Below are 22604 nucleotides of genomic sequence, written 5' to 3' on the forward strand. Positions count from 1 at the left end.
CTGCGGCAGCCCTGCGCTGGATCGGCCCGTTGCGGCACGGACGCCACCAAGCGGTACTCACTGCGCGTCCTCGCCGCAGGGCAGTGGGCGTCGACGCCGAGTACAAACGGGTCTTCATTGACCGGCTGTTGGCCACGCTGGTGCGTCTCCGGGGCATGGCGCCACGCACGACGTACCGGCCTGCCGGTTCGGTGTCGACCGCTCGACCCGGAATCGATGCGGGACACCCCGACTTCGCCGGACAGATCGCCGACTCGAAGAGCTTCGTGCCCGACCAGGACGTGACCGACCGTCACGCCCACGGCACCCACACCGCCTCCACCATCGCCGGTACCGGCGCCGCTTCCGGCGGCAAGGAGAAGGGCGTCGCCCCCGGCGCGAAGCTGCTGGTCGGCAAGGTCCTCAGCAACGAGGGCTCCGGCGCGGAGTCCTGGATCATCTCGGGCATGCAGTGGGCCGCCGAGACCAAGCACGCCAAGGTCATCAGCATGAGCCTCGGCTCCTCGGAGACGAGCGACGGCACCGACCCGATGGCCCAGGCCGTCAACGACCTGAGCGACTCCACCGGTGCGCTGTTCGTCATCGCCGCCGGTAACTCCGGTGCGGGCGGCATCGGTTCGCCGGGCGCGGCGACCTCCGCGCTGACCGTGGGCGCGGTGGACTCGGGCGACGATCTCGCCAACTTCTCCAGCTGGGGCCCGCGGATTTCCGACGGCGCGCTCAAGCCGGAGGTCACCGCCCCCGGTGTGAACATCCTGGCCGCCCACTCGCAATACGCCCCGGGCACCGGCTCGTACATGACCATGAGCGGCACCTCGATGGCGACCCCGCACGTCGCCGGCGCCGCGGCGCTCGTCGCCCAGCAGCACCCGGACTGGACCGGCCGGCAGATCAAGGACGCCCTGGTCAGCACCACGAAGGCGACCCCGGACATCCAGCTGTCCAAGGGCGGCAGCGGCCGTGTCGACGCCGAGGCCGCGGTGCTCGGAAGCGTCCACGCCTCGGCCACCGCCTGGTCCGGCTTCTACCCCTGGCCGCACACCGCGGACCAGCCGTCGGCGAAGACCGTCACCTACACCAACACCGGTGACACCGATGTCTCGTTGAACCTGACCGCCAAGGCCACCGATGTGGACGGCTCCCCCGTGGCCGGCAAGATCTTCACCCTCTCCGCGCCCACCGTCACCGTCCCGGCCCACGGCACCGCGCAGGTGACCGTCACCGGCGACCCGGGCGCCGCCCCGTACGGCGTCACCGACGGTCTGGTCGAGGCGACCGGCGCCGACGGCAAGGCGGTCGCGCACACCCTGATCGGCATCAACCGCGAGGCAGAGCGCTACAACCTCACGATCAAGACCAGCGACCGCACCGGCGCGCCGATGGCCGGCCGGGTGGCGATCTACCGGACCGGCGACCAGTGGCCCGTGCCGGTGGCTGTCCCGGAGAGCGGCCGGCTCACGCTGCGCCTGCCGAAGGGCGAGTACTCGGCGGTCATGTTCGCGAACCTGCCCGGCGCGGCCGCTTCGGACGACCTCGGTCTCGGCGTGCTGTCTGTCCCGCAGATCAACCTGGACGGCGACCGCGAGGCGGACCTCGACGCACGCAAGGCGCACCGCGTCACCTCGGTGGCACCGCAGCACACCGAGGACCTGACGACCAGGGTCGAGTGGAACCGGGTCACCGACGGCTACAGCCGCAACGAGAGCTACATGCTGCCGGCCGCCTACACCAGCGTCTGGGTACAGAGCACGGCCAAGGTGACCACCGGCAGCTTCAACTTCGTCACCCGCTGGCGCAAGGCCCGGCCGCAGCTCTCGCTCAAGGCCACGCAGCGGCCGCTCTCCGACCGGGGCGATCTCGACCCCCTGCTCCAGAACGGTGCGCCGAAGCTCCTTGCGGGCACCGGCCGGATCGGCGTCGTCCACGCCGGCAAGGGCACGGAGGCCGACTATGCCGGGCTGGACGTCAAGGGCAAGGCCGTCGTGGTGACGTACGACCGCAAGGCCTCGTTCCAAGAGCAGGTCAAGGCCAATGCGGCGCAGGCCGCTGCGGCGGCCGCCGCGGGCGCCGAGCAGCTGCTGGTCGTCAACGACGGCGCCGGCCGGCTGAGCACCTGGTACGGCGCCGCCGACGCCGCGACCACCGGCCCGATCCCGGTCGCGACCCTCCGGGCCGACGAGGGCGCGGCACTGATCGAGGCGGCCGAGCGTCGCGGCTTCGAGCTGAAGGTCACCTCCGCCGCGACCGGCACCTCGCCGTACGTCTACGACCTGGTCTACCGCCACGACGGCAACGTCCCGGCGGCCGACATGACCTACCGTCCCAAGCTGAGCGAGCTGGCCCGACTCGACTCCCGGTACGCCGGCAAGCCCGACCCGAACGGCTACAACGGCCGGTACGACTTGCAGGACTTCGACAACTACGCCGTCGGGTTCGACACCTACCAGCAGACCGGCACCACCCGCACCGACTGGGTCACCGCGGGCAAGGGGAAGTTCCGGTGGTACGAGAAGTCCGGCATCACCAACGTGGTTGAGGAGCGCGCGCCGATCGCCGACCCGAAGCCGGGCTCCCGGACCGCCGACCAGTGGTTCTCGCCGGTGATCCACCCCCGGCTGGGCGACAGCATCCTGCCGAACCGGCAGGGCAGCGCCTTCTCCCTCAACGTCCCCGCCTGGGGCGACGGAGGGACCCGCCACACCGGCTACGACTACGGCGACTGGCGGCCCACCCCGAGCCAGCTGCATCAGACAGTGTCCCTGTACCAGGGCGACACACTGATCAAGTCCACCAACCACCAGCAGCTGAACGTCCTCGCCGGCACCCTCAGCCCGGACCGGCTGCCCTACCGTCTGGTCACCGAGACCAGCCAGACGACGGTCTTCCCGACCTCGCCGGCCACACGTACCGAGTGGGGCTTCACCTCCGAGGACGGCTGGGTGAACCTTCCGCTGATCCAGCTCGACTACGGCGTGGACACCGACATCACCGGTGACGCTGCCCGCCGCACCACGCTCACCCTGACCGCCTCCCACATGCCCGGGGTCACCGGCGCCGGGAAGGTCGACGGGGCGACCCTGCAGGTGTCGTACGACGACGGCTCGCACTGGATCCCCGCCGGCCTGCACAGGACGGCTGACGGCCAGTGGACCGTGGACGTCAAGGCGCCGAAGTCGGCCAAGGACGTGTCGGTCCGCGCCACCGCGAAGGACGACGCGGGCAACACGGTCAGTCAGACCGTGGTGCGCGCCTACAGCCTCAAGTAGGCACCACTGCTCCGGGGGAGCCGCGGCCACAAGGTCACGGCTCCCGCGGTGTGGATGGCTGCTCCGCCGCGGTGGGGGTGGGAACGGTGCGAGTGCCAGAAACCTCATCCCCGCTTGTCAGGTCCCGAAGGGGCGTTGTCGCGAGTTCCTGTCAGTCGACGGTGACGGAGGGGCACCCTCGGTGGCTGCCGGGCAGCTCCGGCCGGCGTGCCCTCCATCGGCCTTTCCAGCCGCGACGCACCCTCCCCCACGCAGGCTCCCACTTCAGGGCACCTATCGGTCATCAACCGTCCAACGCACGGTCGTTGACACCCACGAGCAGTGGAGTAGACCATTGCGTTCCCGCACACCCGGCGGCTGAGACGCCCTCCCCCATGCCGGTCGCCCCCGTCCCCATCATGAGGTGGATTTTCATGCGTCACACCCCTGCCCGAGGCGCCGCCCTGCGCTCCTCCCGTGTCCGCGCCGGACTCGCCGCGGCCGCCGTGCTCGCCGTAGTGGGACCGTCCCCGCTGCCCGGTGTCGCGGAGGCCGACACCGTGCCCACCACGGCGACCGAACAGTGGTCGGCGCAGACTCCCGCTCCCGGGGTCGAGGTCCGCACCGGCACCCTCCAGCACCCCGGTGTCACGCACTCCTGGACGGTCACCATCCAGGCCCCGGGGGCCACCCGGTGGTCCTCGAACGATCCGGACGCACCCGCGAGCTGGGCGGAGGTCTCCACCCGTGACTGGGCCGACAGCACGGCACAGAAGCTCACCGCGGCGGGCCTGCGGCCCCGCGTGGAGAGCGTGCAGTGGCCCGCATACACCGACAGCCCCCACGGGCTGATGGGGTACCGCGTCCGGGTCGGGAACTTCGCCACGCAGAGCCAGGCGCAGAGCACGTCGTCGGCGGTCACCGCGGCCGGGTTCCACCCGACGCTCTCCTGGACCGGCTACGACAGCCAGGAGCCGGCCGACCGGGAGAACGTCCACGTCGCGGTGATCGACCCGAAGACCTTCACCGGGACCGTCGAGGCCACCCACGACGGCAATGTCACACACCGCACGACCACCTCGGCGGTGTCCGCCAAGCTCAAGTCGCTGGTCGGCATCAACGGCGGTTTCTTCGTGATCGGATCGGTCGACGGTGTGCCGGGCACCATGTCCGGCATCGGCGCCTACAAAGGTGAACTGGAGTCGATGGCGGTCGGCTCACGGGCCGCGCTGCTCATCCGCGACGGAGGCCGCAAGGCCCGGATCGCCGACCTGACCACCACCGTCACAGCCCGGGCGGGGAACGACTCGTACCAGATCCAAGGCATCAACCGCAGGCCCGGCACGGTGCGCGACTGCGGCCGTCCCGGCACCACCCCGAGCGAGTTGCCCTGGCAGGACGTGACCTGTCAACTGGGCGACGACATGGTGCAGTTCACTCCGGCCTTCCAGGCCGACCTGCCGACCGGACCCGGCGTCCAGGTCGTGCTCGACGCGTCCGGCCGGATCGTCTCGGTCGGCGCACGTGGCGGACGCGTGCCCGCGGACGGACACGTGCTGCAGGGCACCGGCCGGGCAGCCGACTGGCTGACCGAGCACGCCGAGCCGGGCAGCCGGATCAAGGTGAACGAGGCCATCCGCGACAGCCACGGCAGGCGCGTCGAACTCCATGGTGGCGACTCCCTCGTCAGCGCGGCCCCGACGCTGGTTCAGCACGGCCGCATCGACATCGACGCCGCCACCGAAGGGGTCATCGACCCGGAGTACCCGTCATTCGGGTATGCGTGGGCCAACGTCCGCCAGCCCCGCACCATGGCAGGCATCGACAAGCGGGGCAGGCTGCTTCTGGTGACGGTAGACGGGCGGCAGAAGGGCGGCAGCGAGGGCTTCACGCTCCAGGAGGCCGCCGCGTTCATGCAGTCGCTCGGTGCCGTGCAGGCACTGAACCTCGACGGCGGCGGCTCCACTGCGATGGCCGTCAACGGCTCGGTGGTCAACCAGCCGTCGGACTCCACCGGCGAACGCGCGGTCGGGGACACCATCCAGGTCCTTCCGGCCGACGACTGACCGCCGCTCACACCCTCCGCGCCGCGGAACCGGTGGTCGGGCCCTGCCTCGCCCAAGGCCTGACATGCGCGGAGCCGGGCTCGCTCCGCCCCCGGCCACCCGGCTCCGCATTCGACCGCCCACAGCCCTGGCGTGGGGTGTGGGCGGTCGTGGCCTCTGAAGCTTGAGGGCGTCAGGATTCGGATTCCGAGGTCCAGGTGCCCAGGGCGATCTCGGCGGTGATGCCTGGTCCGAAGCCGGCCATCAGGCCGCGGTGGCCGTCAAGGACTGATGCCTCGTCGAACATGCGGGCCAGGGCGTCGAGTACCACCGCGCTGGCTATGTTGCCGTACTCCGTGAGCGTGGCCCGGCTGAAACGGAACGCCTCGGGCGGCACGTCGAGGAAGAGGCTCAGGTCGTCCAGGATGCGCGGACCGCCCGCATGGATGATGTAGAAGTCCATCTTGCTGGCGTTCCACTGGTGCTGTTCCGCGAGGGCCTGCAGGGCCGGGGCGAGTGGCTCCATGGTCCCGGGCACGCGCTTGTCCAGCTGGAAGTGGAAGCCGGTGGACCGGACCGCGTAGGAGATCCAGTCCTCGGTGCTCGGGATGATGTACGAGCCGTTGCGTTCCAGGCGGACTCCGGTGCCGCCGTTGCCCCGGACCACGGCCGCGGCGATCCCGTCGCCGAACAGGCCGTTGGACAGCAGGGATCCCACACCGAGATCGGTGGGCTGGTAGCACAGCGAGCAGAACTCGCAGGCGACGATGAGTGCGTTGGCGTCGGGGTACGCCGTGCAGAAGTCGTGTGCCCGGTTGATGGCCGCGCCGCCTGCTGCGCAGCCGAGTTGGGCGATCGGCATCTGCCGGGTGTCGGGCCCGAAGCCCATGGTGTCGATGAGCCATGCGGTAGGCGGAGGCATCATGAAGCCGGTGCAGGAGACGTAGATGATCATGTCGATCTGCTGAGGTTCCAGCTCCGCCTGGTCGAGTGCCCTGCGCACCACGGCCGGCACGCGGGCCTTGGTGTGCGCCTCGTAAGTGGCGCTGCGGGCGTCGACGCCCGGGTGCTGCAGCACCTTCTCGATCGGCTGGATCAGATGCCGCTTCTGCACCCCGGTATGTTCGATCAGGCTGAGAACCAGATCGAGCTGCGGATGGTCGCTGTGCAACCGTTGCGCCAGCTCGAGGGTCTCTTCGTTGGTGATGACGTACTCGGGCACTTCGATCGCCGGCTTACAGAGAACCGCCATGGAACGCCTCCCACCACACGTGGTCCACACAGCCGGGCCATGACCAGATGCGGGCTCTTCGCCGTCCGGCAGCCAACCGGATCCGTCCGCGCGGAAGCGGTGCGAATCAGATCTTTGGTGGGCTCCGGCGCGGTTTCGATACCTGGCACGGGCGCGGTCGGTGCAGACCGTCGAAGACTGAGTTCTCGCCGTTCGGGCGGACGGTGATCCGCCACGGCTTGGTCAGCACTCCCGTCCACGCTACGACGGGAGAGTGGAAGCCGCATGTCGGGCGCGGCGCACGAGCAGGACGGCCCGAGTCATAGGGGGTTGCGGTCCTCCTGGCGACGCATGGTTGATGACAGTCTTGTTCCCGGCCACGGTCGATGCGGAGCTTCGCAACCCGAGCCTCCGGGCCCTGCCCGACGCAGGCCCCCGCCGCGAGACACAGCGCAGAAGGTGGCAGGTACCCGAGGCTCAGCGAGTGGGCCTTGTACGCATGGCCTCGGGTACGAACGGCGTGGCGCCGCGGTCACCAGGTGACGGGCAGCGCGAGCGGATAACGCCAGATCGACGTCGTGTTCCAGCGCACTTCTTCGGCCGGCTTTGCCAGTTTCAGGTCGGGGAAGCGCTTCAGAAGGGTTCCGAGTGCGACTTGGAGTTCCGTGGCGGCGAGCGGGGCACCGAGACAGTGATGTCCGCCCCAGCCGAAGGTCATGTGAGACGGCCCGGAGCGTTCCAGATCCAGCTCGTCGGGCCGGTCGAACTTCCGTCCGTCGCGGTTGGCTGTCAGATAGGAGACGTGCACGATGTCTCCTGCCTTGATGGTCACCCCGCTCAGTTCCACGTCTTCCATGGCGACGCGGGGAATGCCGACACCCTTGCGGAAGGGGATGAAGCGCAGCAGTTCCTCGATCGCCTGCGGGAGCATCTCGGGACGCTCGCGCAGCATGGCGAGCTCTTCGGGCCGGGTGAGCAGGGTGTAGGCGATGTTCCCGATCTGGTAGGTGGTGGTGTCCTGTCCGGTGATGAGCAGGACCATGGCCATGACGGTCAGTTCCTGGTCGTTGAGGATCTCGTCTCCGTCGCGAGCCGTGGCGAGCACGCTGATCAGGTCGTCGCCGGGGTTCTCGCGCCGGCGCCCGGTCAACGTGTGGAAGTAGGCACGGAGATCGGCCTTGGCCCGTACGGCGTTGTCACGGTTGCCCATGCCGGTGTCCATCATGGTCCGTGCGTGGGCGCGCAGTTGGGCCCGATCGGCCTCGGGGATGTCGAGTACCTCGCAGATGGTGGCCAGCGGCAGAGGGTCGGCCAGGTGCTCGGTGAGGTCTGCGGGACTACCGTGCTCCTCCATCCGGTCCATCAGTTCGTTCACGACATGTTGGGTGCGGACCCGCATGCGTTCCATGTGACGAGGCGCGAAGCCTTTGGAGATGAGGCTGCGCAGGCGGCTGCTGGCCGGTGGGTCCATCACGTTGATCGCCTCGTCCTGAACAATGGGTTCAGGGGTCATACGCGGGAAGTTCTTGCCGATGATGGCGTGACGGCTGAAACGCCGGTCGGTGGTCACCGTGCGCACATCGTCGTAGCCGGTGACGAGCCAAGCTTCCCCGTCACCGTAGGGCAGTCGGATGCGGGAGACGGGCTCTTCGGCCATCAAGTGCTTGAGCACCGGGTCGAACTCGAGGGCCTCGGCATAGTCGAACGGGCAGTTCCGCGGGGTGGCGACTGGTTCCATACGGAGCTCCAGATATGGGTTTCTGAGGGGTGATACAGCACCTACTGGGATGAAGCAGGGCATAGGTATGTCGTGGGTACCCCGCCGACCGCCGGGGCACGCACCGCTGTGGGCAATTGGCCCACAGGAAGGGGTCGCGGCCCGCCCCCGGCGATGGCCTGCGGGGCCGGTGGGGGCGGGGCGGCTGACAGCGAGGAACCGTCACCGGCAGCACGGGGATGCCGTGGGGGCAGCAATCCGCCGTCTGCTCGTCATACGCCGCTGGTCGGAACCACGTTGGTGGCATCCACTGCGGGGCGCAGCGCTTTGGCGAGCTCGACGGCGTCGCCCACGGCCCAGAAGTGGGTGAAGAACAGGCGGGGGCTCTCCGTCAAGTGGTGGTTGTGCAGCTCGACGAGCTGGATCCCGCCGCGCCGCAAGGCTCCCAGTACGTTCTGGACCTCCTCGGCGAGCATGACGCAGTCTCCGCTGAGCGCTGCCTTGCCGTTTCCCAGCGGCTGGAAAATGAACGCGCTGGTCGCGCCCAGACCGGGGGGCAGTACCAGATGACCGTCGCAGATCGTCTCGCGGCGGGCGAAGACGGCCTTGTAGACCACGCCGTCGCTGGAACCTTTGGCGCCCAGCGCAGCATCGATTCGGGCCCCGTCCAGGGCGACGGGGCGCGGCGGGCCGGACGGTGTTGCAGGCGGGATGCCGGTGCAGTCGAATCCCGCACGCAGTCCGTGCGCCAGGGCCAGTTCGCCTTGTTCGCCTTGGCCGTGTCCGTGGACGTGGACCCACCACATGTCGGGGCTGTGGGCGGGCAGATGCTTGTGGAGCGCGGTCACCGCGATTCCACTCGCCTGCCAGACGTCGATCACCCGCTGCAGTTCCTTCTCGGTGACCGCCACATCGCCCATGCACATCCTGCTGCCGTCGGCGTAGCGGACGAAGGCCACGTGCGCACCAAGTGCGAGCTCCGGTGTGATGACGATGTCGCCCTCGACGACGACGCGAAGATCGTCGCGGGGATAGGGAGTGTGGTAGGTCGTCCCTCGCAGCAGATTGCCGCTGCGGCCCAGCACTTTCGTTACGGCCGCCCAGTCCGACTCGGTGGTGGTCACCGGCCTGACCCGCCTGGGGGGCATGGCCCCTGCCCCCCCGTCGGGCATCGTGCGAGCGGCGGCCGGCCCCGCCCCGGCCAGCACCGGTGCCAGGGCGGCAGCGGCCAGCACGCGTCGCCGGGATGTGGCCGCCTGATTGTCTCCAGTCATCATCTGATCTCCTCCATGGCGCGATGAAACCATGAGAAATGTGTGTTATCGGCATCGACCTGGCCTAGATGAGTCAAATGTATATTTTCCCTCTATCGTCGAACGGCGCCTTGAGTGATGCCTTGCGCGGTGCATCGAACTGACCGCTCGTCGCGAGGGCCGTCCGGCTCGACAGAGGTCCCCGGCCGGATCGTTGACCGGGGTTCGACGGCCCGCCATTCGGGTGAATCCTGCTGGGAGCGAGGCGGGTGTCGGGCCTTCCCCGACGTGGTACGGAAGTGACGACGGCTTGTGGACATCTGGCGCCGGCTCCCCGGCCAGCAGTGACTTGACTGCCGCCCTGAGGTCTTCGCCCGTGACCGGTATGCCGTTGCCGGGACGGCTGGCATCCACCGGCCTCGGCAGTAGAGCCTGCGCTCCTCGTCGAACAGGTAGAAGTCCGGAGTGCACACCGCCCCAAATGCGTGAGCGACATCCTGCTCGCTGTCCACCAGGTACGGGAATGTGTATCCGCGGGCGTGCGCTTCTTCCCGCATCCGGTCGGCTGCGTCCTCCGGGACGCGGATACGCGGGAGGCTCGGCAGCCTCACCCGGCCTCCTCCAGGAAGGACGGCCGGCTCTCCAGCTGACGCTCCGTCCACACCAGTCGTTTCTCCAGCGGACGTCGACAGTGTTCGCGTGCCACGGGGAGCACGCCGATCAGGAGCGTCCGGCAACGCGTCATGACCATCGGGACGTCCCGCCCCGCGACGAGCATGTCGTCCAGGCCGATCTGGAGGAGCTCTTCGCACCCGGGCACGGGCATCACCAGGCGCACGGTGCCCCCTTCGTCGGCGATGGCACGGTCGGCCTGGACGACCTCACCCGCGACGAGGCGCCGCAGAAGATCCTCGATCGCGTCCAGAGCCTGGACGGCTGTGGCGGGATCGTTGATGGCCGATGACAGCGCGCGCAGGCCGATGTCGGACAGCAACCGGAAGGCGAGCGCCGGGTCCTGGTGGAAGGTGCGCTCCGCCCCGACGACGACCGCCTTGAGGATGTCCGCCTCGGGCATCGGCCCGCCGTGTACGTCGGCCACCACGTCGCCCCGGTACAGGGTGGTACCCACCCGGACGCGCAGGGCGAGGACGGCGTCCGCGCGCGTCGCGGCTGTCACCAGCCGTGCCAGGTCGAGCTGTTCGACGAGCACCGCTCTCCCTCGCCAGACGACGGACGCGGCGGCCTCGGGCAAGGGGGCCCTCTCGGGGACGGTCCCCTGCCCGCCTGCGGCGGCCGGTGGATAGTAGACGCCGAGCACTTCGAGGCCGCGGTCGCGCAGTTCGTTCAGGACGTGGGAGAGCTGGATGGAGCGCAGCGCCCTGAGTTGGAGATGGCGGACGAAGACCAGGGCGAGCGCCGCCAGGAGCAAGGCCGTGACGGGTACAGCCATCGACACGGTGGCGCGGGAACCGATGGCCAGGACTGCGGTCACCGTGTAGGCGAGGACGCCGAGCGTGAACGCGAACACCCGCCAGACGGCGGGGTCCTCTCGGAAGAGGGTGAGGCGGTGGCTGAAGTTGCCGGCCGCCCACTGCACGACGAGGAACAGGAGCGAGAAGATCAGGGTGGTGACGCTGAGTACCCCCAGCCCCACCACCTTCAGTACGTCCACGGCCCGGTCGGCATGGACCTGGGAACCGCCGTCGATCGCGGGCAGGGCGATGCCGAGGCCTACCGACGCACCCACTGCCACCAGGTGGGAGGTGCCGGCGCGCAGCGCGCGCCGCGGTCGCACCACGCGCTCGGCGGAGCGCCCCATGCCCAGCAACGTCATCGGCGGCTCACGCACGGACATCTCCCGTCTTGTCCGGCACCGGGAATACCGTCGTTTCGGCGGATGGTGCGTCGAGTTCGGCCCAGACCGTCTTGCCACCCTCTCCGTAGCGCACGCCCCAGCTCGCCGCGAGCGTCGCGCAGATGTGGAGGCCACGGCCGCCCTCGTCCACCGCCTTGGCATGGCGCAGATGAGGAGCCGTGAGCGCGGCATCGTCGACTTCGCAGATCAGTGTCGACTCTCCCCGGATGAGGCGAAGGGTGATCGGGGCGACCCCGTAGCGGACGGCGTTGGTGACCAGTTCGCTCACGACGAGTTCAGCCGCAGACGGATCGAGGACGAGTCCCCATGCCCGCAAGCGTGCCTCCGCCCCCTTTCTGGTAGGGCCGACGGCCTGGAACTCGGCCGGTACATCGCACTCCCATACGTCCCGCGCGGGGAGCCGCCGCGTTCGGGCGACGAGCAGAACGCGGTCGGGCGCCAGCAGCCGCTCCACGTCGTCCGCCATCTCCTGCGGACCGCGCCCCGGGTGGCCGAGCGCGGCCGTCAGTCGATCGACGGTCGGCCCCTCCTGCTCCGCCAGCGCGGGGGAAGCCAGGCAGATCGTGCTTCCCTCGGGCAGGACGTGGCAGGCGCTGGCGAAAGGGGGCCCTTCCTCACCCAGGAGAGGCCCCTCGGCCACGGGGTCGGTGTCCACAGTGCCGTCCGGACGGACGATGACGAAGAGCGACCGACCGGCCCGGGCGATGTCGAAATGCCCGCTGACGGGATCGTGGACGGCGAACGTGCAGTGGGCCGTCGGCTCGTGCACCGTCTCCGCGTCGCCCTGTTCCCGGGCGAGCCGCAGAACCGTGGAATGCAGGCGTGCGAGCAGTTCGTGCGGGTCGAGATCCAGGGTGGTGAGACTGTGGACCGCGGTCCGCAGTCGGCTCATCGTGGCGACGGTGCTCAGCCCAGGGTGCTCGACCTGTCCCACCACCAGCGCCACGCGGGCACCGGGGAGCGGTAGCGCGTCGAACCAGGACCCGGCGCCGCTGCCGGCGCCGCGGTGCCGCTGGGCGATCTCAGCGGCCCGCTGCGTCTGCCGCTCCGGCCGGAGCGGCCAGCTCTGCAGAGCCGTCATGACGATGTGTTCGCGGGTGAAGCGCAGCGCGTTCTCCAGATGGCCTGCGGTGCGCGTGGTGATGCCCTCCGCCAGGTCCAGGTCGCCGTCGGTGAAGGGCCTGCCGCCGGGCCGGCGCTCGAAGGCGACCACCCCGAAGATCTGGCCTCGCACCGACAGCGGCGCGACCAGTCGCGGGGTGGCGACGGTGCCTGCCGAGCCGGGGCGATGCGGCACGGGCGGGGGCAGGATGACGGGGGATGCGGGGAGGTGCGGGCCGAACAGTCCGGGCAGCAGGATCGAACCTGTCGGCGGGACCGGGCAGTTGCGGTCCGAGCCGGCCGCCGCTGCGCAGCGCAGCAGCGCCTCGCCGTCACGGGGCAGCAGCTCGGGCGCCTTGCCTTCCAGAACGCCGTCGGTGAGCGCCACCACGGCGCTGTCTGCAAAATCCGGTACGGCGACGTCGACCAGTTCGCGGGCCGTGCGCTCCACATCGAGACTGCTCCCGATGTGATCCCGAGCCTTGTGCAGGAGGCGTAGTCGGGCCTGCGCGCGCTCCCGGTCCGTCACGTCGACCGTGGTCGCCACCAGCCCCAGAATCCGGCCCGCCCGGTCGCTCAGGCGGTGGACCGACATCGAGAAGATGTGCTCACGTTCAGAGTCCACGAGCGGCCGACTGCTCAGCAGGACGTCACGAACCGGGCGCCCCGTGGCGAGCACCTCGCGCAACAAAGTCTCGTCGAGATGGACGCCCATCGACACGTACGCCTCCGCCGCCGGCAGGCCGATGACACTCTCCTGGGGGACGCCGCGCATGCCGATGGCCACCGGGTTGACTCGCACGACCCGCAGCTGCGGGTCCAGAACGTGCAACCCGATGTCCGCCTGAGTGAACACTGCGTCCAGGATCGCCTCACTCAGGCCCGGCAGGCCGTCCTCCTCGGCCCACACCGCCCACGCGCGTTCAGGGGACCCGTCCGTCAGCGGCACGATCCTCCAAGGCCGCCCCGGGTCCTCGGAGCCGACGAGGTCGAACACACCCTGCCCCAGAGCCTCCGCCGCGAGACGATGGAAAAGGTGCTCCGCTCTCGCGCTCCACTGCACGACCTGTCCGTGAGCATCCAAGGTGAAGAGGGGGTCGTCGTGAAGTGACATCACCACCCGCCTGTGTCACAGCCGAAGCACTGGCCCTGCCTTCGTCTATTCACGGGCGAGCATGGCTTCGGCCTCGCGTTCGAGGTCGACGTACGGATCACCGCTGAACATCGACGGCGACCCGGTGAAGAGTGCCGCCGGTGAACGCGTAGAGGGCTGTCTCCCGGGCCTCCGCCTGCCCGTACGGAGCCCAGTCGGGCACCGAGTCCCGGACATCGAGATTGATCACACCACGGAACGTGTCGGACATGAACCGGCCCCTCGCGAGTGAACGTGGTTCCCCGCCCCAGGTGGCCCGCTTCACGGCACGGGCGCGTTCCTGCAGTCTGTGTGCGGGGTCGGGAAGCCGCCTGCCGTGTCGTACGAACGGGTGATCCACCCATCGTCGACCGGGCATCCGGCGGCCGCCCGGCCGACCTGCCGTCGCCAGCGGAAGCCGAGGTGGCAGGTCGCGGTGTCCTCGCTCTGGCCGGTCCGGGCGACGGGGCGGTAGCGCAATCAGCAGTTCGGGGCGCACAGGTGGGAGCCGCCCTGGGGTGACCCGACGGGGGAACCGGTCCTCGGCAGGAGCGTTGCCCGCCATGTCTACCGAGGTGTGCGGCCCATTGGGTACGCGGATCGCACGACTCGGGAGGGGTGAAGAAGCGTGCCGATCACACTGCCTCGGGTACGCCTACGCCCATGGTGTCGCGGTCCTCGGTACGGTGCTGGAGTTCCTGCCGACGATTCGCCGACTTGCCCTGTGGGACGCTCAACCGTCGACCGACCCGGCGGCACGAGCACGGGGTCACCCTTGTCAGGCGTTCTGGTCGGCCTGACCTGCTTCAGGTCGTCGGGGGTGCGGTCTGGTCGCGATGTCACGCAGCAGCTCCATGACGGCCCGGGCACGCGGTGTCTGTGTCATGCCCTGCACCGTTGCCAGTTTCAGTTCCAATGGCGGTCCTCCGTCTCTGAGTTCCAGCTCCACGACGTCACCGCCGCCGTAGGTCTGTCTCGTCGCCGGACGCTGATTCAGCACCGAGTACCCAAGTCCTTGGGCCACCATGGAGCGAACGGTCTCATAGCTCTGAGTGCGGTACCGCACGTCGGGTGCGGTACCGCTGTCCGCCACAAGCGCGCGGAAGTAGTCGCGGGTGTAGGGGAGGTCGAGCAGTACGAGGGGTTCGGAGGTCAGTTCGGCCAGCTCCACCGTGCCGTGGCCGGCCAGCGGGTGACCGGCGGGGACGATGGCGTAGGCCGGGAAGCGGGCGATCGTCTCCCCGTGAATTCCCGGATCCGTGGAGAGGCCGAGATCGTAGGTGAGGGCGAAGTCGATGCGTCCGGCGTGCAGCGCCTGGAGCAGTTGCTCGGCCTCCGCCTCCACCACGTCGATCTCGATCGCCGGGTAACGGCTGGTGCATTCGTCGAACAGGGCGGGCAGGTAGTACGGCGCCAGTGTGACGAAGCATCCGACGGTCACCGGACCCAGGAGTGTCTCCCCACTGCCGCGGGCTTCCCCTTCGACCTCTCGCGCACGGGCCAGGAGCTCGCGAGCCTGGTGCTGGACCCTCTCCCCCGCCGGTGTCAGGGTCAGTCCTCGGCCCCTGCGGCGGATGAACAGGTGCACCCGCAGGTCGTGTTCAAGATTGTGGATGGCAGTGGACACCGCGGACTGCGCGATGTTGAGCTCGGCCGCCGCCCCTGTCATGGAACCGTGTTCTGCGGCGACGAGGAAGTAGCGGAGCTGAACGAGGGTGAAACCCACCGGTGACGTCATGTGTGAGCCCTGCGCCTTTCGTTCCGTGTCCACCCCGACCTTATGTGGCAGCGTCCAGGGCGTGGTTGGCCATCACCCTCCGGACGCGCTGATGGTCGGGTTCACCCAGTCGGTGAATACGTCCTCTGGCTTACCGAACACGGCCCTCGTGACCGGGATCCGAGACGAAGTCCATGCCGTGCTCGTGACGCGGCCGTACCGTGTCCCGCGGTGCGGTAAGCACTGCTGGTCGGCGGTCCGGAGCGAGCGGCCCGAGCGGATGGAGAGCAGGGCCGGAGCCCGGGCGGGGCTCGCTCCGGACCGGCCGCGGCATGCGACGGGACCTCGCGGCCGGAGCGGCGACGGCCCTCGTCATGCCGGTACTGCCCCGCCTGGCGCAGCCCGGTCGATACCGGTCCATGCCAGTGCGACCGCCCCGTCGAGCAGGGCCCGCTGTGCCGGTCCACCCACGCAGAACGCGGCGAACTCGTGCTGGTGGTTGGTGGCGGGCAGAGAGCCGATCCCGATGTAGGGGTGGATGGCCGGGACCACCTGGGAGACGTTGCCCATGTCCGTGGAGGCGCGGTTCATCCGGGCGGCCTGGCCGGGCGGCGCGAACGTACGACCCAGCGTGACGGCGTTACGGCGGTAGTGCCCAAGTGCCGTCTCGTCGGTGCGGAACTCCGCGTACGGTTTGCTCTCCGGTTCGATCTCCAGCGTGCACCCGGTCGCGAGGGCCCCCGCCTCGAAGGCCCTCATGACACGTGGTTCCAGCTCGGCCAGTTCGGCGAGGGTCTCGGCTCGTACATACCAACGACCGGTCGATCGCTCGGGGATGGCGTTCGGGGCGTCCCCGGCGTGGGTCACCACGCCATGCACCCGGGCCGAGGCCGGCAGCTGCTGGCGGAGCAGGCCGATGGCGACCTGGGCCACGGTGAAGGCGTCAGCCGCGTTGACTCCGGCTTCCGGGTAGGCGGCGGCGTGGGCGGACTTCCCGGCGTACGAGATCTTGGAGTGGCTGACCGCGAACGGGCGGGCCTCGGCGACGTCGACCGGCGCCGGGTGCACCATCATGGCGAGGTCCACTCCGGTGAAGGCTCCGCGGTCGAGCATCTCGATCTTGCCGCCGCCGCCCTCCTCGGCGGGTGTGCCGTAGACCTCCACGGTGAGGCCGGCGTCGTCGGCGACGGCGGCCAGGCCGAGGGCCGCGCCGACGGAACTCGCCGCAATCAGATTGTGCCCACAGGCGTGGCCCAGGCCGGGCAGCGCGTCGTACTCGGCGCACAGCGCGATCCGGGTGGGTCCGCTGCCGAACCGCGCCACGAACGCCGTTTCCAGACCCAGGTAGGAAGAGGTGACCTGGAATCCGGCGCGGTCCAGCAGCTCCGGGACGGCAGCGGCGGCCCGGTGCTCCTCCCAGGCCGTTTCCGGATCGGCGTGCAGACGCTCGGAGAGAGCGATCAGCTCGTCGGCATGACGGTCGATCTCACGCCGGGCGGCCTCTTTGAGCGTACCCATCACAGATCACCCGGGACGCCGTACGAGGGTGCGGCTGCGGGGTCAAGTCCGCGCCGCACGTAGTCGTCGCGCTGCGGCAGCCAGACTTCGAGCAGCTCCGCGAGCCGGTCCACAGGGTCGTCAGCCCAGTCCACGCGCAGGTCGGTCACCCGCCAGTCCGCGTCCGCGACGACGGCCAGGCCCGCGGAGTGCAGGGGCCCCTCCTCTCCGCCGGCCTCAACGGCGGCACGCAGGGCGGCGATCAGACGCTCTTCCAGCTGGCCGGTGGCTGCCGCGTAGGCGTCGAGAAGAACCTGTGGGATGTGCTCGCCGGCCAGCATGTTGCCCGCCGCGACCGCGCCGTCCGCTGTGGCCGACGCGTAGGTGCCCAGGGTCCCCGTGCCGCTGTAGGCGAACCCGGGGCCGGAGCGGCCGACCACCGTCAGCTGCCGGTAGCCGATGGACTTCGCGTTCCGCGCCGCACCGGTGACTTCGGTCAGGGCGCGTCGCGCGTCGTCGTGGTCCGCGAGTCCGGCCAGCAAACTCGTGCCGAGGGTGGGGTCGGTGACGTTCTGCGAAGCTGCCGCGCCGACGCCGGGTTCGAGGTGGGCGACGCGGGCGGCGACCGCCGGGCTCGATGAGCTGACCGCGATACCGAACCGCTTACCGTCCCGCACCACTAGAGAGAACGTCATGCCTGCTGCTCCTCGGGGATCACCGCGATCGCGTCGATCTCGCACAGCCACTCCGGGCGGGCCAGGGCCGACACCACCAGTCCGGTGGAGATGGGGTACACGCCCTTCGTCCAGCGGCCCACGGTTCGGTACACCGCCTCGCGGTAGCGCGGGTCGATCAGATAGATCGTCAGTTTGACCAGATGCTCCATACGGCTGCCCGCTTCTTCGAGCAGCATCTTGATGTTGGCCATGGCTTGCTCGGCCTGGGCCTCGGCGTCACCGATACCGACCGACTCGCTGGTGTCGAGGTCCTGGCCGATCTGGCCCCGGACGTAGACGGTGTTACCGGCCACGACGGCCTGGCAGAGATCGTTGTGGAGGTTCTGCTCGGGATAGGTCTCGCGTGTGTTGAACGGCCGGATCCGGGTGTGCCCGCCGGCGACGATCGGGGCCTTCGCCCGACGGCCCTCGCTCGTGGAGGTCATCAGATGCTCCTCAGTTCGTGTGCGTCGCCGGCACGGTGTCGGGCCGGTCGGTGGTGCCGTACGCGAGGTAGCCTCGCTGGGTTGTGATGTGGTCGGCGACGTGCCTGGCGTCGTGCCAGACACCCCAGATGAAGCTCGACCCGCGGCGGGACAGCCAGGGCAGGCCCAGGAAGTAGACCCCGGGTTCGGAGGACACGCCTCGTCGCTGCTTCGGCCGGCCGTTCTCGTCGAAAACGTCGGCCCTCAGCCAGCTGTAGTCGGCGGCGAAGCCCGTGGCCCAGACGATCGAGGTGACGCCGGCCTCGGCCAGGTCGAGCTCGAGTCGGGGGTCGGCCACACATTCCGGGTCCGGGCCGAGGAGGTGGGCTTCCGGCTCCTCGGGAAGGTCGAGGCCGTTGCGTTCGACGTACTCGTCGGCTGCCTGCAGGAGTTCGAGGTACTTGGCGTCGCCCTGCGCGATGTTCGTGGCGAGATCGGGCCCGAAGCGCAGTACGCCGTTGTCGTAGGACGTGGTCATGCCTACGAGCTCGATGCCGTCGGCGGCGAGGGCACGGAAGTCCACGGTGTGGCCGCCGCGTGCGCCGCTGACCGCGATGGTGACGTGTTCGGCCCCTTGGGGAGGGGTCTCCGCGTCCCAGCGGCCGAGCACACCGAGCCACCAGCAGAAGTCACGTCCGCGGTACTCGCGGGGTGGACGGTCGTGCGGACCGACGGAGAGGAAGGCCCGGCGACCGGACCGGCGCAACTCGTCGGCGATCTGGACACCGGAGGAGCCGGCCCCGACCACGAGGACCGCGCCCTCGGGCAGCTGCTCCGGGTTGCGGTAGGCGCTGGAGTGGATCTGCACGGGGACGGCGCCGTCCGGGACGACGGCGGGGATCACGGGCCGCTGGAAGGGGCCGGTCGCCGCGACGACGAAGCGCGTGTCGATGGAGCCTTCCGACGTCTCGACCCGGAAACCGGGCCGACCTTCATGCTTTTGCACCGAGGTCACCTCGACACCGCACCGGACCGGGGCACCGATCTTCTCCGCGTACGCGGCGAAGTAGTCCGCGACCTGCTCCTTCGAGGCGAAGGCGTCAGGGGCTACGTCGGAGAACTCCAGCCCCGGGAACCGGTCGTGCCACGCGGGGCCGTTCGCGACCAGAGAGTCCCACCGCTCCGAGCGCCAGCGCTCGGCTATCCGGTGCCGCTCCAGGACGACGTGTGGGACGCCGAGGGCTCCCAGGTGCTCACTCATGGCCACGCCTGCCTGGCCCGCCCCTACGACGACTACTTCAGTCTCTTCACTCGGCACTTCAGCCTCCGCTCATGGGGTGGTCCGTCGGTGTCGTGTCGATCGTTCGTGTCGACCCGTCACCGCATGAGAAATTCTGGGACGCACCCGAAATTCTGTCCAACAGATGTATTAGTTGTAGTTCATCGAATTTGTAGATGTGAGTGCCCCGATTCACTCCTGATGCAGTCGCGCGGGTGTACGGGTTCCAACCAGCCGGTCCGGGCGGAGGATGTCGCTGATCTGCTCCGGTGTCAGCAGACCGCGTTCGACCACCAACGCAGGGACGCTGTGACCGGTGGCGAGCGCCTCCGCGGCGACCTCGGTCGCGGCGGTGTATCCGATGTAGGGGTTGAGGGCGGTGACGATGCCGATGGAGTGCTCCGCCGCGTGTTGCAGATGTTCCTCGTTGGCGGTGATGCCCACGACACAGCGGTTGGTCAGTGTCCGGCAGGCGGCCGTGAGATGGGCGAGGGACTTGAAGAGGGTGTGGGCGATGATCGGTTCGAAGGCGTTGAGCTGGAGCTGGCCGGCTTCGGCGGCCATGCTCACGGTGACGTCGTTGCCGATGACTTCGAACGCGACCTGGTTGACCACTTCGGGAATCACCGGGTTGACCTTGCCCGGCATGATGCTCGATCCGGCCTGAACGGGCGGGAGGTTGATCTCCGCCAGTCCGGCGCGTGGGCCGGAGGACAGCAACCGCAGATCGTTGCAGATCTTGGAGAGTTTCACCGCGGTTCGCTTGAGTGCGCCTGACAAGTGCACGAAGGCGCCGACATCCTGGGTGGCTGCTACGAGGTCGGCCGAGGTTCTGAGTGGGATACCTGTGAGTTCGGCCAGGTACCGGCGGACCGACTCGGCGTAGTCGGCATGGGTGTTGATTCCGGTGCCGATCGCGGTCCCGCCGAGGTTGATCTCAGTGATCAGCGCCGCCGCCTCCGCCAACCGCTCGGTGTCCTCGTCGATCATCACGGCGTAGGCACCGAATTCTTGCCCCAGTGTCATGGGCACCGCGTCCTGCAGCTGGGTGCGACCCATCTTGAGTACGCCCGCGAATTCCTTGCCCTTCCCCGAGAACGCCGTCGCCAGGTCCGTCAGGGCGGCTTGGAGGCGCCGGGTCCCGACGTGAAGCGCGATCTTGAGGGCAGTGGGATAGGCGTCGTTGGTGCTCTGGCTCATGTTGACGTGCTCGAGCGGGTGCACACGGTCGTACTCCCCGCGCGGCAGGCCGAGTCTTTCCAGCGCCCGGTTGGCGATCACCTCATTGGCGTTCATGTTGGTCGAGGTGCCGGCGCCGCCCTGGACGACGTCCACGATGAACTGCTTCCGCAGCCGTCCGCGCCGGATGTCCTCGCAGGCTCCCACGATGGCGTCGGTCCGGTCCGCGTCCAGCAGGCCCAGGTCACGGTTGGCAAGTGCCGCCGCTTGCTTGACGAACGCCAGGGCGGTGACGAGGTCGGGATGGGCGCCGATGGGCGTGCCGGTGATGGGAAAGTTCTCCACGGCACGCAGGGTGTGCACCCCGTAGTAGGCATCGGCTGGGACGGGACGGTCTCCCAGCAGGTCGTGCTCCATGCGGACCAGGTCCGTTGTGGTCACGGCTTTGGCTCCAGAGGTGTGCGGAAGAGGAGTACAGGGAGCGGCATCAGCGCCGCACGAGCCGCACGGTCCGTGGCCGCCGCGGCGCCCCGGTGCGGGCGGCGCGGCGGGCGAGGGCGTTACGAAGCCGCGCTGCTCACGGGAGACCTGTAGGAATCGGGCTGTGGCGTGCGCCGGTCACGGGCCGCGCCGAGAGTGCGCCCGAGTACGCCGATGACGAGCAGGGCCACCACGGTGCCGAGCGTGAACGCCTCGAAGGTGATGCGGGAGACGCCCCAGGTGTCCTGGAAGTCGTACGTGACGCCCAGGACAGGTTCGAGCGTGCCGGGGAACAGCGCCGTCCAGGAGCCGAGGAGGATCCAGAGGTAGGCCAGGGCCGAGCAGATCAGGAAACCCGCGGTACCGAAGGGCACACGGTAGGGGCGGAGGACTGCGGTGTGGCCCCGGTGCAGGACGACCAGCGCGGGGATGATCACCAGGTAGGACAGAAGCAGGGTGGTGATGGCGACGGTGAGGACGACGCCGAAAACGGCGGCGGTGTCGCCCTGCACGAGGGTCATCGCCGCGAGCATGAAAGCAGTGGCGGTGATTCCGGAAAGCAGGTTCATGCGTACCGGCGTGCCGAGCCGGCCGTGGAAGGCGCCCAGGGAACGGCCGAAGAACCCGCCATCGGCGGCCGCCATGGCCTGCATCCGGTCGCTGACGATCATCCAGGCGCTGCCTTGCGTCAGCAGAGCGAAGACGAACATGACTGCGGCTGTGGTGAGCAGCGGGCCGCCCCAGCTGCCATAGACGCCGAAGACGAGTGCGGTGGCCTCGAGGAACCCACTGATACCGGTGGACCGGCTGGCCGGGGTGACGGAGAGAATGGCCAGGACCGGCAGCAGGTAACAGCAGGCGGCGACGCTCGCCGAGACGCCGATGGAGATGGGAACGTCCCGCTTCGCGTTGTGCATCTCGTCGCCGGCGGCGTTGGGGGCCTCGAAACCGACGTAGGCGAAGAGCAGGACGGGTACCAGGCCGAGGAAGCCCGCTGTGGTCGGTGACAGCTGAGCGTTGTGAAGTCCGTCGAGGCCGTGCCGGATGCCGTAGACGAGGGCTGTGCCGGTGAACAGCAGGACGAGGCCGACCTTGACGATCGCCCCCGCGGTGGTGATCCACTTGCCGCGGCGCAGGGAGACGACCGCGGTGAGGATGGAGACCCAGATGTAGACGAGTTTGAAGGTGTAGTCGGCGAGGGTGCCGGTGCCGAGGTGGAAGACGAAGCCGTCCCAGGCGCTCGCCGCGGCGAAGACCAGCGATCCGCCCAGCCAGACCGGGTTGGTGACCCAGTAGAAGAGCGTGGTCAGCGCGGCAGCGAAGCGTCCGAAGGCGAGTTTGACCCAGACATAGGGACCGCCTTCCTGGGGGAACGCGGCACCTGTCTCGGCGAAGATCAGGGCGTAGGGAACGAGGAAGAGGAACGCGAGCGCGGCGGTCCAGGTGAGTGCTTCGCCACCACCGGTGGCGATCTGGCCGACGACGTCGAAGGAGATCACAGCGGCGATGCCCATGGCCATGATGTCGAAGCGGCGGAGGCTTCGTCTCAGATGAGGCACCGGGGCCGTTTCTGTCACTGCTGCTGGTGGTGCGGGTGTTGCCGACACGGGGATTCCTCCTGAGGGGACGCGCGAGGGGAGGGCTCGTGGAGGGACGAGGGCCAGATGATGTGGGCGCCGATGACAGGGAGCGCCCGGGCAGGGGCGGGGGC

Annotated in this window: 15 protein-coding genes; 2 read left to right on the forward strand and 13 right to left on the reverse strand. The window is 69.3% G+C overall.

Annotation, left to right across the window (positions count from 1 at the left end; translation table 11 throughout):
• Positions 1-155 precede the first annotated feature (155 nt).
• Together ACWFR4_RS14585 and ACWFR4_RS14590 are read left to right on the forward strand one after the other, a co-directional pair.
• Complete coding sequence (locus tag ACWFR4_RS14585; RefSeq protein WP_453652693.1) at positions 156-3266, forward strand: S8 family serine peptidase; 3111 nt, start codon at positions 156-158, stop codon at positions 3264-3266.
• Positions 3267-3679: 413 nt separating this feature from the next.
• On the forward strand, positions 3680-5311 hold the full coding sequence (locus ACWFR4_RS14590; RefSeq protein WP_453652695.1) for a phosphodiester glycosidase family protein: 1632 nt from the start codon (positions 3680-3682) through the stop codon (positions 5309-5311).
• 172 nt (positions 5312-5483) lie between these two features.
• On the opposite strand, the gene ACWFR4_RS14595 is transcribed toward ACWFR4_RS14590, so the two are convergent.
• The 13 genes from ACWFR4_RS14595 to ACWFR4_RS14655 form a co-directional block, all read right to left on the reverse strand.
• Positions 5484-6542: a type III polyketide synthase gene (locus ACWFR4_RS14595; protein ID WP_453456186.1), complete on the reverse strand. Its 1059-nt coding sequence runs from the start codon at positions 6540-6542 to the stop codon at positions 5484-5486.
• Positions 6543-7053: 511 nt separating this feature from the next.
• A complete protein-coding gene (locus ACWFR4_RS14600) occupies positions 7054-8259 on the reverse strand; it encodes a cytochrome P450 (RefSeq protein ID WP_453652697.1) in 1206 nt (401 codons plus the stop codon).
• A 251-nt stretch (positions 8260-8510) separates the two neighbouring features.
• The gene (locus ACWFR4_RS14605; RefSeq protein WP_453652699.1) at positions 8511-9362 is read right to left on the reverse strand and encodes a DUF1259 domain-containing protein; all 852 of its coding nucleotides are present in this window, start codon (positions 9360-9362) and stop codon (positions 8511-8513) included.
• 736 nt (positions 9363-10098) lie between these two features.
• Entirely contained in the window at positions 10099-11340 is a 1242-nt protein-coding gene (locus tag ACWFR4_RS14610; RefSeq protein ID WP_453456194.1) for a DUF2254 family protein, read from the reverse strand.
• Positions 11333-13582: a SpoIIE family protein phosphatase gene (locus ACWFR4_RS14615; protein ID WP_453652701.1), complete on the reverse strand. Its 2250-nt coding sequence runs from the start codon at positions 13580-13582 to the stop codon at positions 11333-11335. Before ACWFR4_RS14615 ends, ACWFR4_RS14610 begins: the two co-directional genes overlap by 8 nt.
• Positions 13583-13679: 97 nt before the next feature.
• A complete protein-coding gene (locus ACWFR4_RS14620; protein ID WP_453652703.1) occupies positions 13680-13832 on the reverse strand; it encodes a hypothetical protein in 153 nt (50 codons plus the stop codon).
• Between the two features lie 546 nt (positions 13833-14378).
• On the reverse strand, positions 14379-15338 hold the full coding sequence (locus ACWFR4_RS14625; RefSeq protein ID WP_453456203.1) for a LysR family transcriptional regulator: 960 nt from the start codon (positions 15336-15338) through the stop codon (positions 14379-14381).
• Between the two features lie 351 nt (positions 15339-15689).
• Complete coding sequence (locus tag ACWFR4_RS14630) at positions 15690-16835, reverse strand: M20 family metallopeptidase (protein WP_453652704.1); 1146 nt, start codon at positions 16833-16835, stop codon at positions 15690-15692.
• A complete protein-coding gene (locus tag ACWFR4_RS14635) occupies positions 16835-17509 on the reverse strand; it encodes a DUF1028 domain-containing protein (protein WP_453456208.1) in 675 nt (224 codons plus the stop codon). The genes ACWFR4_RS14630 and ACWFR4_RS14635 overlap by 1 nt, the downstream gene beginning before the upstream one ends.
• On the reverse strand, positions 17506-17976 hold the full coding sequence (locus ACWFR4_RS14640) for a RidA family protein (RefSeq protein WP_453456211.1): 471 nt from the start codon (positions 17974-17976) through the stop codon (positions 17506-17508). Before ACWFR4_RS14640 ends, ACWFR4_RS14635 begins: the two co-directional genes overlap by 4 nt.
• Positions 17977-17986: 10 nt before the next feature.
• A complete protein-coding gene (locus tag ACWFR4_RS14645) occupies positions 17987-19273 on the reverse strand; it encodes a flavin-containing monooxygenase (protein WP_453652706.1) in 1287 nt (428 codons plus the stop codon).
• A 153-nt stretch (positions 19274-19426) separates the two neighbouring features.
• Complete coding sequence (locus tag ACWFR4_RS14650) at positions 19427-20830, reverse strand: aspartate ammonia-lyase (protein ID WP_453652852.1); 1404 nt, start codon at positions 20828-20830, stop codon at positions 19427-19429.
• 143 nt (positions 20831-20973) lie between these two features.
• The gene (locus ACWFR4_RS14655; RefSeq protein ID WP_453652708.1) at positions 20974-22452 is read right to left on the reverse strand and encodes an APC family permease; all 1479 of its coding nucleotides are present in this window, start codon (positions 22450-22452) and stop codon (positions 20974-20976) included.
• Between the last annotated feature and the right edge of the window lie 152 nt (positions 22453-22604).

The sequence above is a fragment of the Streptomyces sp. NPDC055140 genome, assembly GCF_053607285.1.

Coding starts and splice junctions, on each gene's coding strand:
- ACWFR4_RS14585 (WP_453652693.1), top strand. CDS start 156: ATGGCGCCACGCACGACGTACCGGCCTGCCGGTTCGGTGTCGACCGCT.
- ACWFR4_RS14590 (WP_453652695.1), top strand. CDS start 3,680: ATGCGTCACACCCCTGCCCGAGGCGCCGCCCTGCGCTCCTCCCGTGTC.
- ACWFR4_RS14595 (WP_453456186.1), bottom strand. CDS start 6,542: ATGGCGGTTCTCTGTAAGCCGGCGATCGAAGTGCCCGAGTACGTCATC.
- ACWFR4_RS14600 (WP_453652697.1), bottom strand. CDS start 8,259: ATGGAACCAGTCGCCACCCCGCGGAACTGCCCGTTCGACTATGCCGAG.
- ACWFR4_RS14615 (WP_453652701.1), bottom strand. CDS start 13,582: ATGTCACTTCACGACGACCCCCTCTTCACCTTGGATGCTCACGGACAG.
- ACWFR4_RS14620 (WP_453652703.1), bottom strand. CDS start 13,832: ATGTCCGACACGTTCCGTGGTGTGATCAATCTCGATGTCCGGGACTCG.
- ACWFR4_RS14625 (WP_453456203.1), bottom strand. CDS start 15,338: ATGACGTCACCGGTGGGTTTCACCCTCGTTCAGCTCCGCTACTTCCTC.
- ACWFR4_RS14630 (WP_453652704.1), bottom strand. CDS start 16,835: ATGGGTACGCTCAAAGAGGCCGCCCGGCGTGAGATCGACCGTCATGCC.
- ACWFR4_RS14635 (WP_453456208.1), bottom strand. CDS start 17,509: ATGACGTTCTCTCTAGTGGTGCGGGACGGTAAGCGGTTCGGTATCGCG.
- ACWFR4_RS14640 (WP_453456211.1), bottom strand. CDS start 17,976: ATGACCTCCACGAGCGAGGGCCGTCGGGCGAAGGCCCCGATCGTCGCC.
- ACWFR4_RS14650 (WP_453652852.1), bottom strand. CDS start 20,830: ATGGAGCACGACCTGCTGGGAGACCGTCCCGTCCCAGCCGATGCCTAC.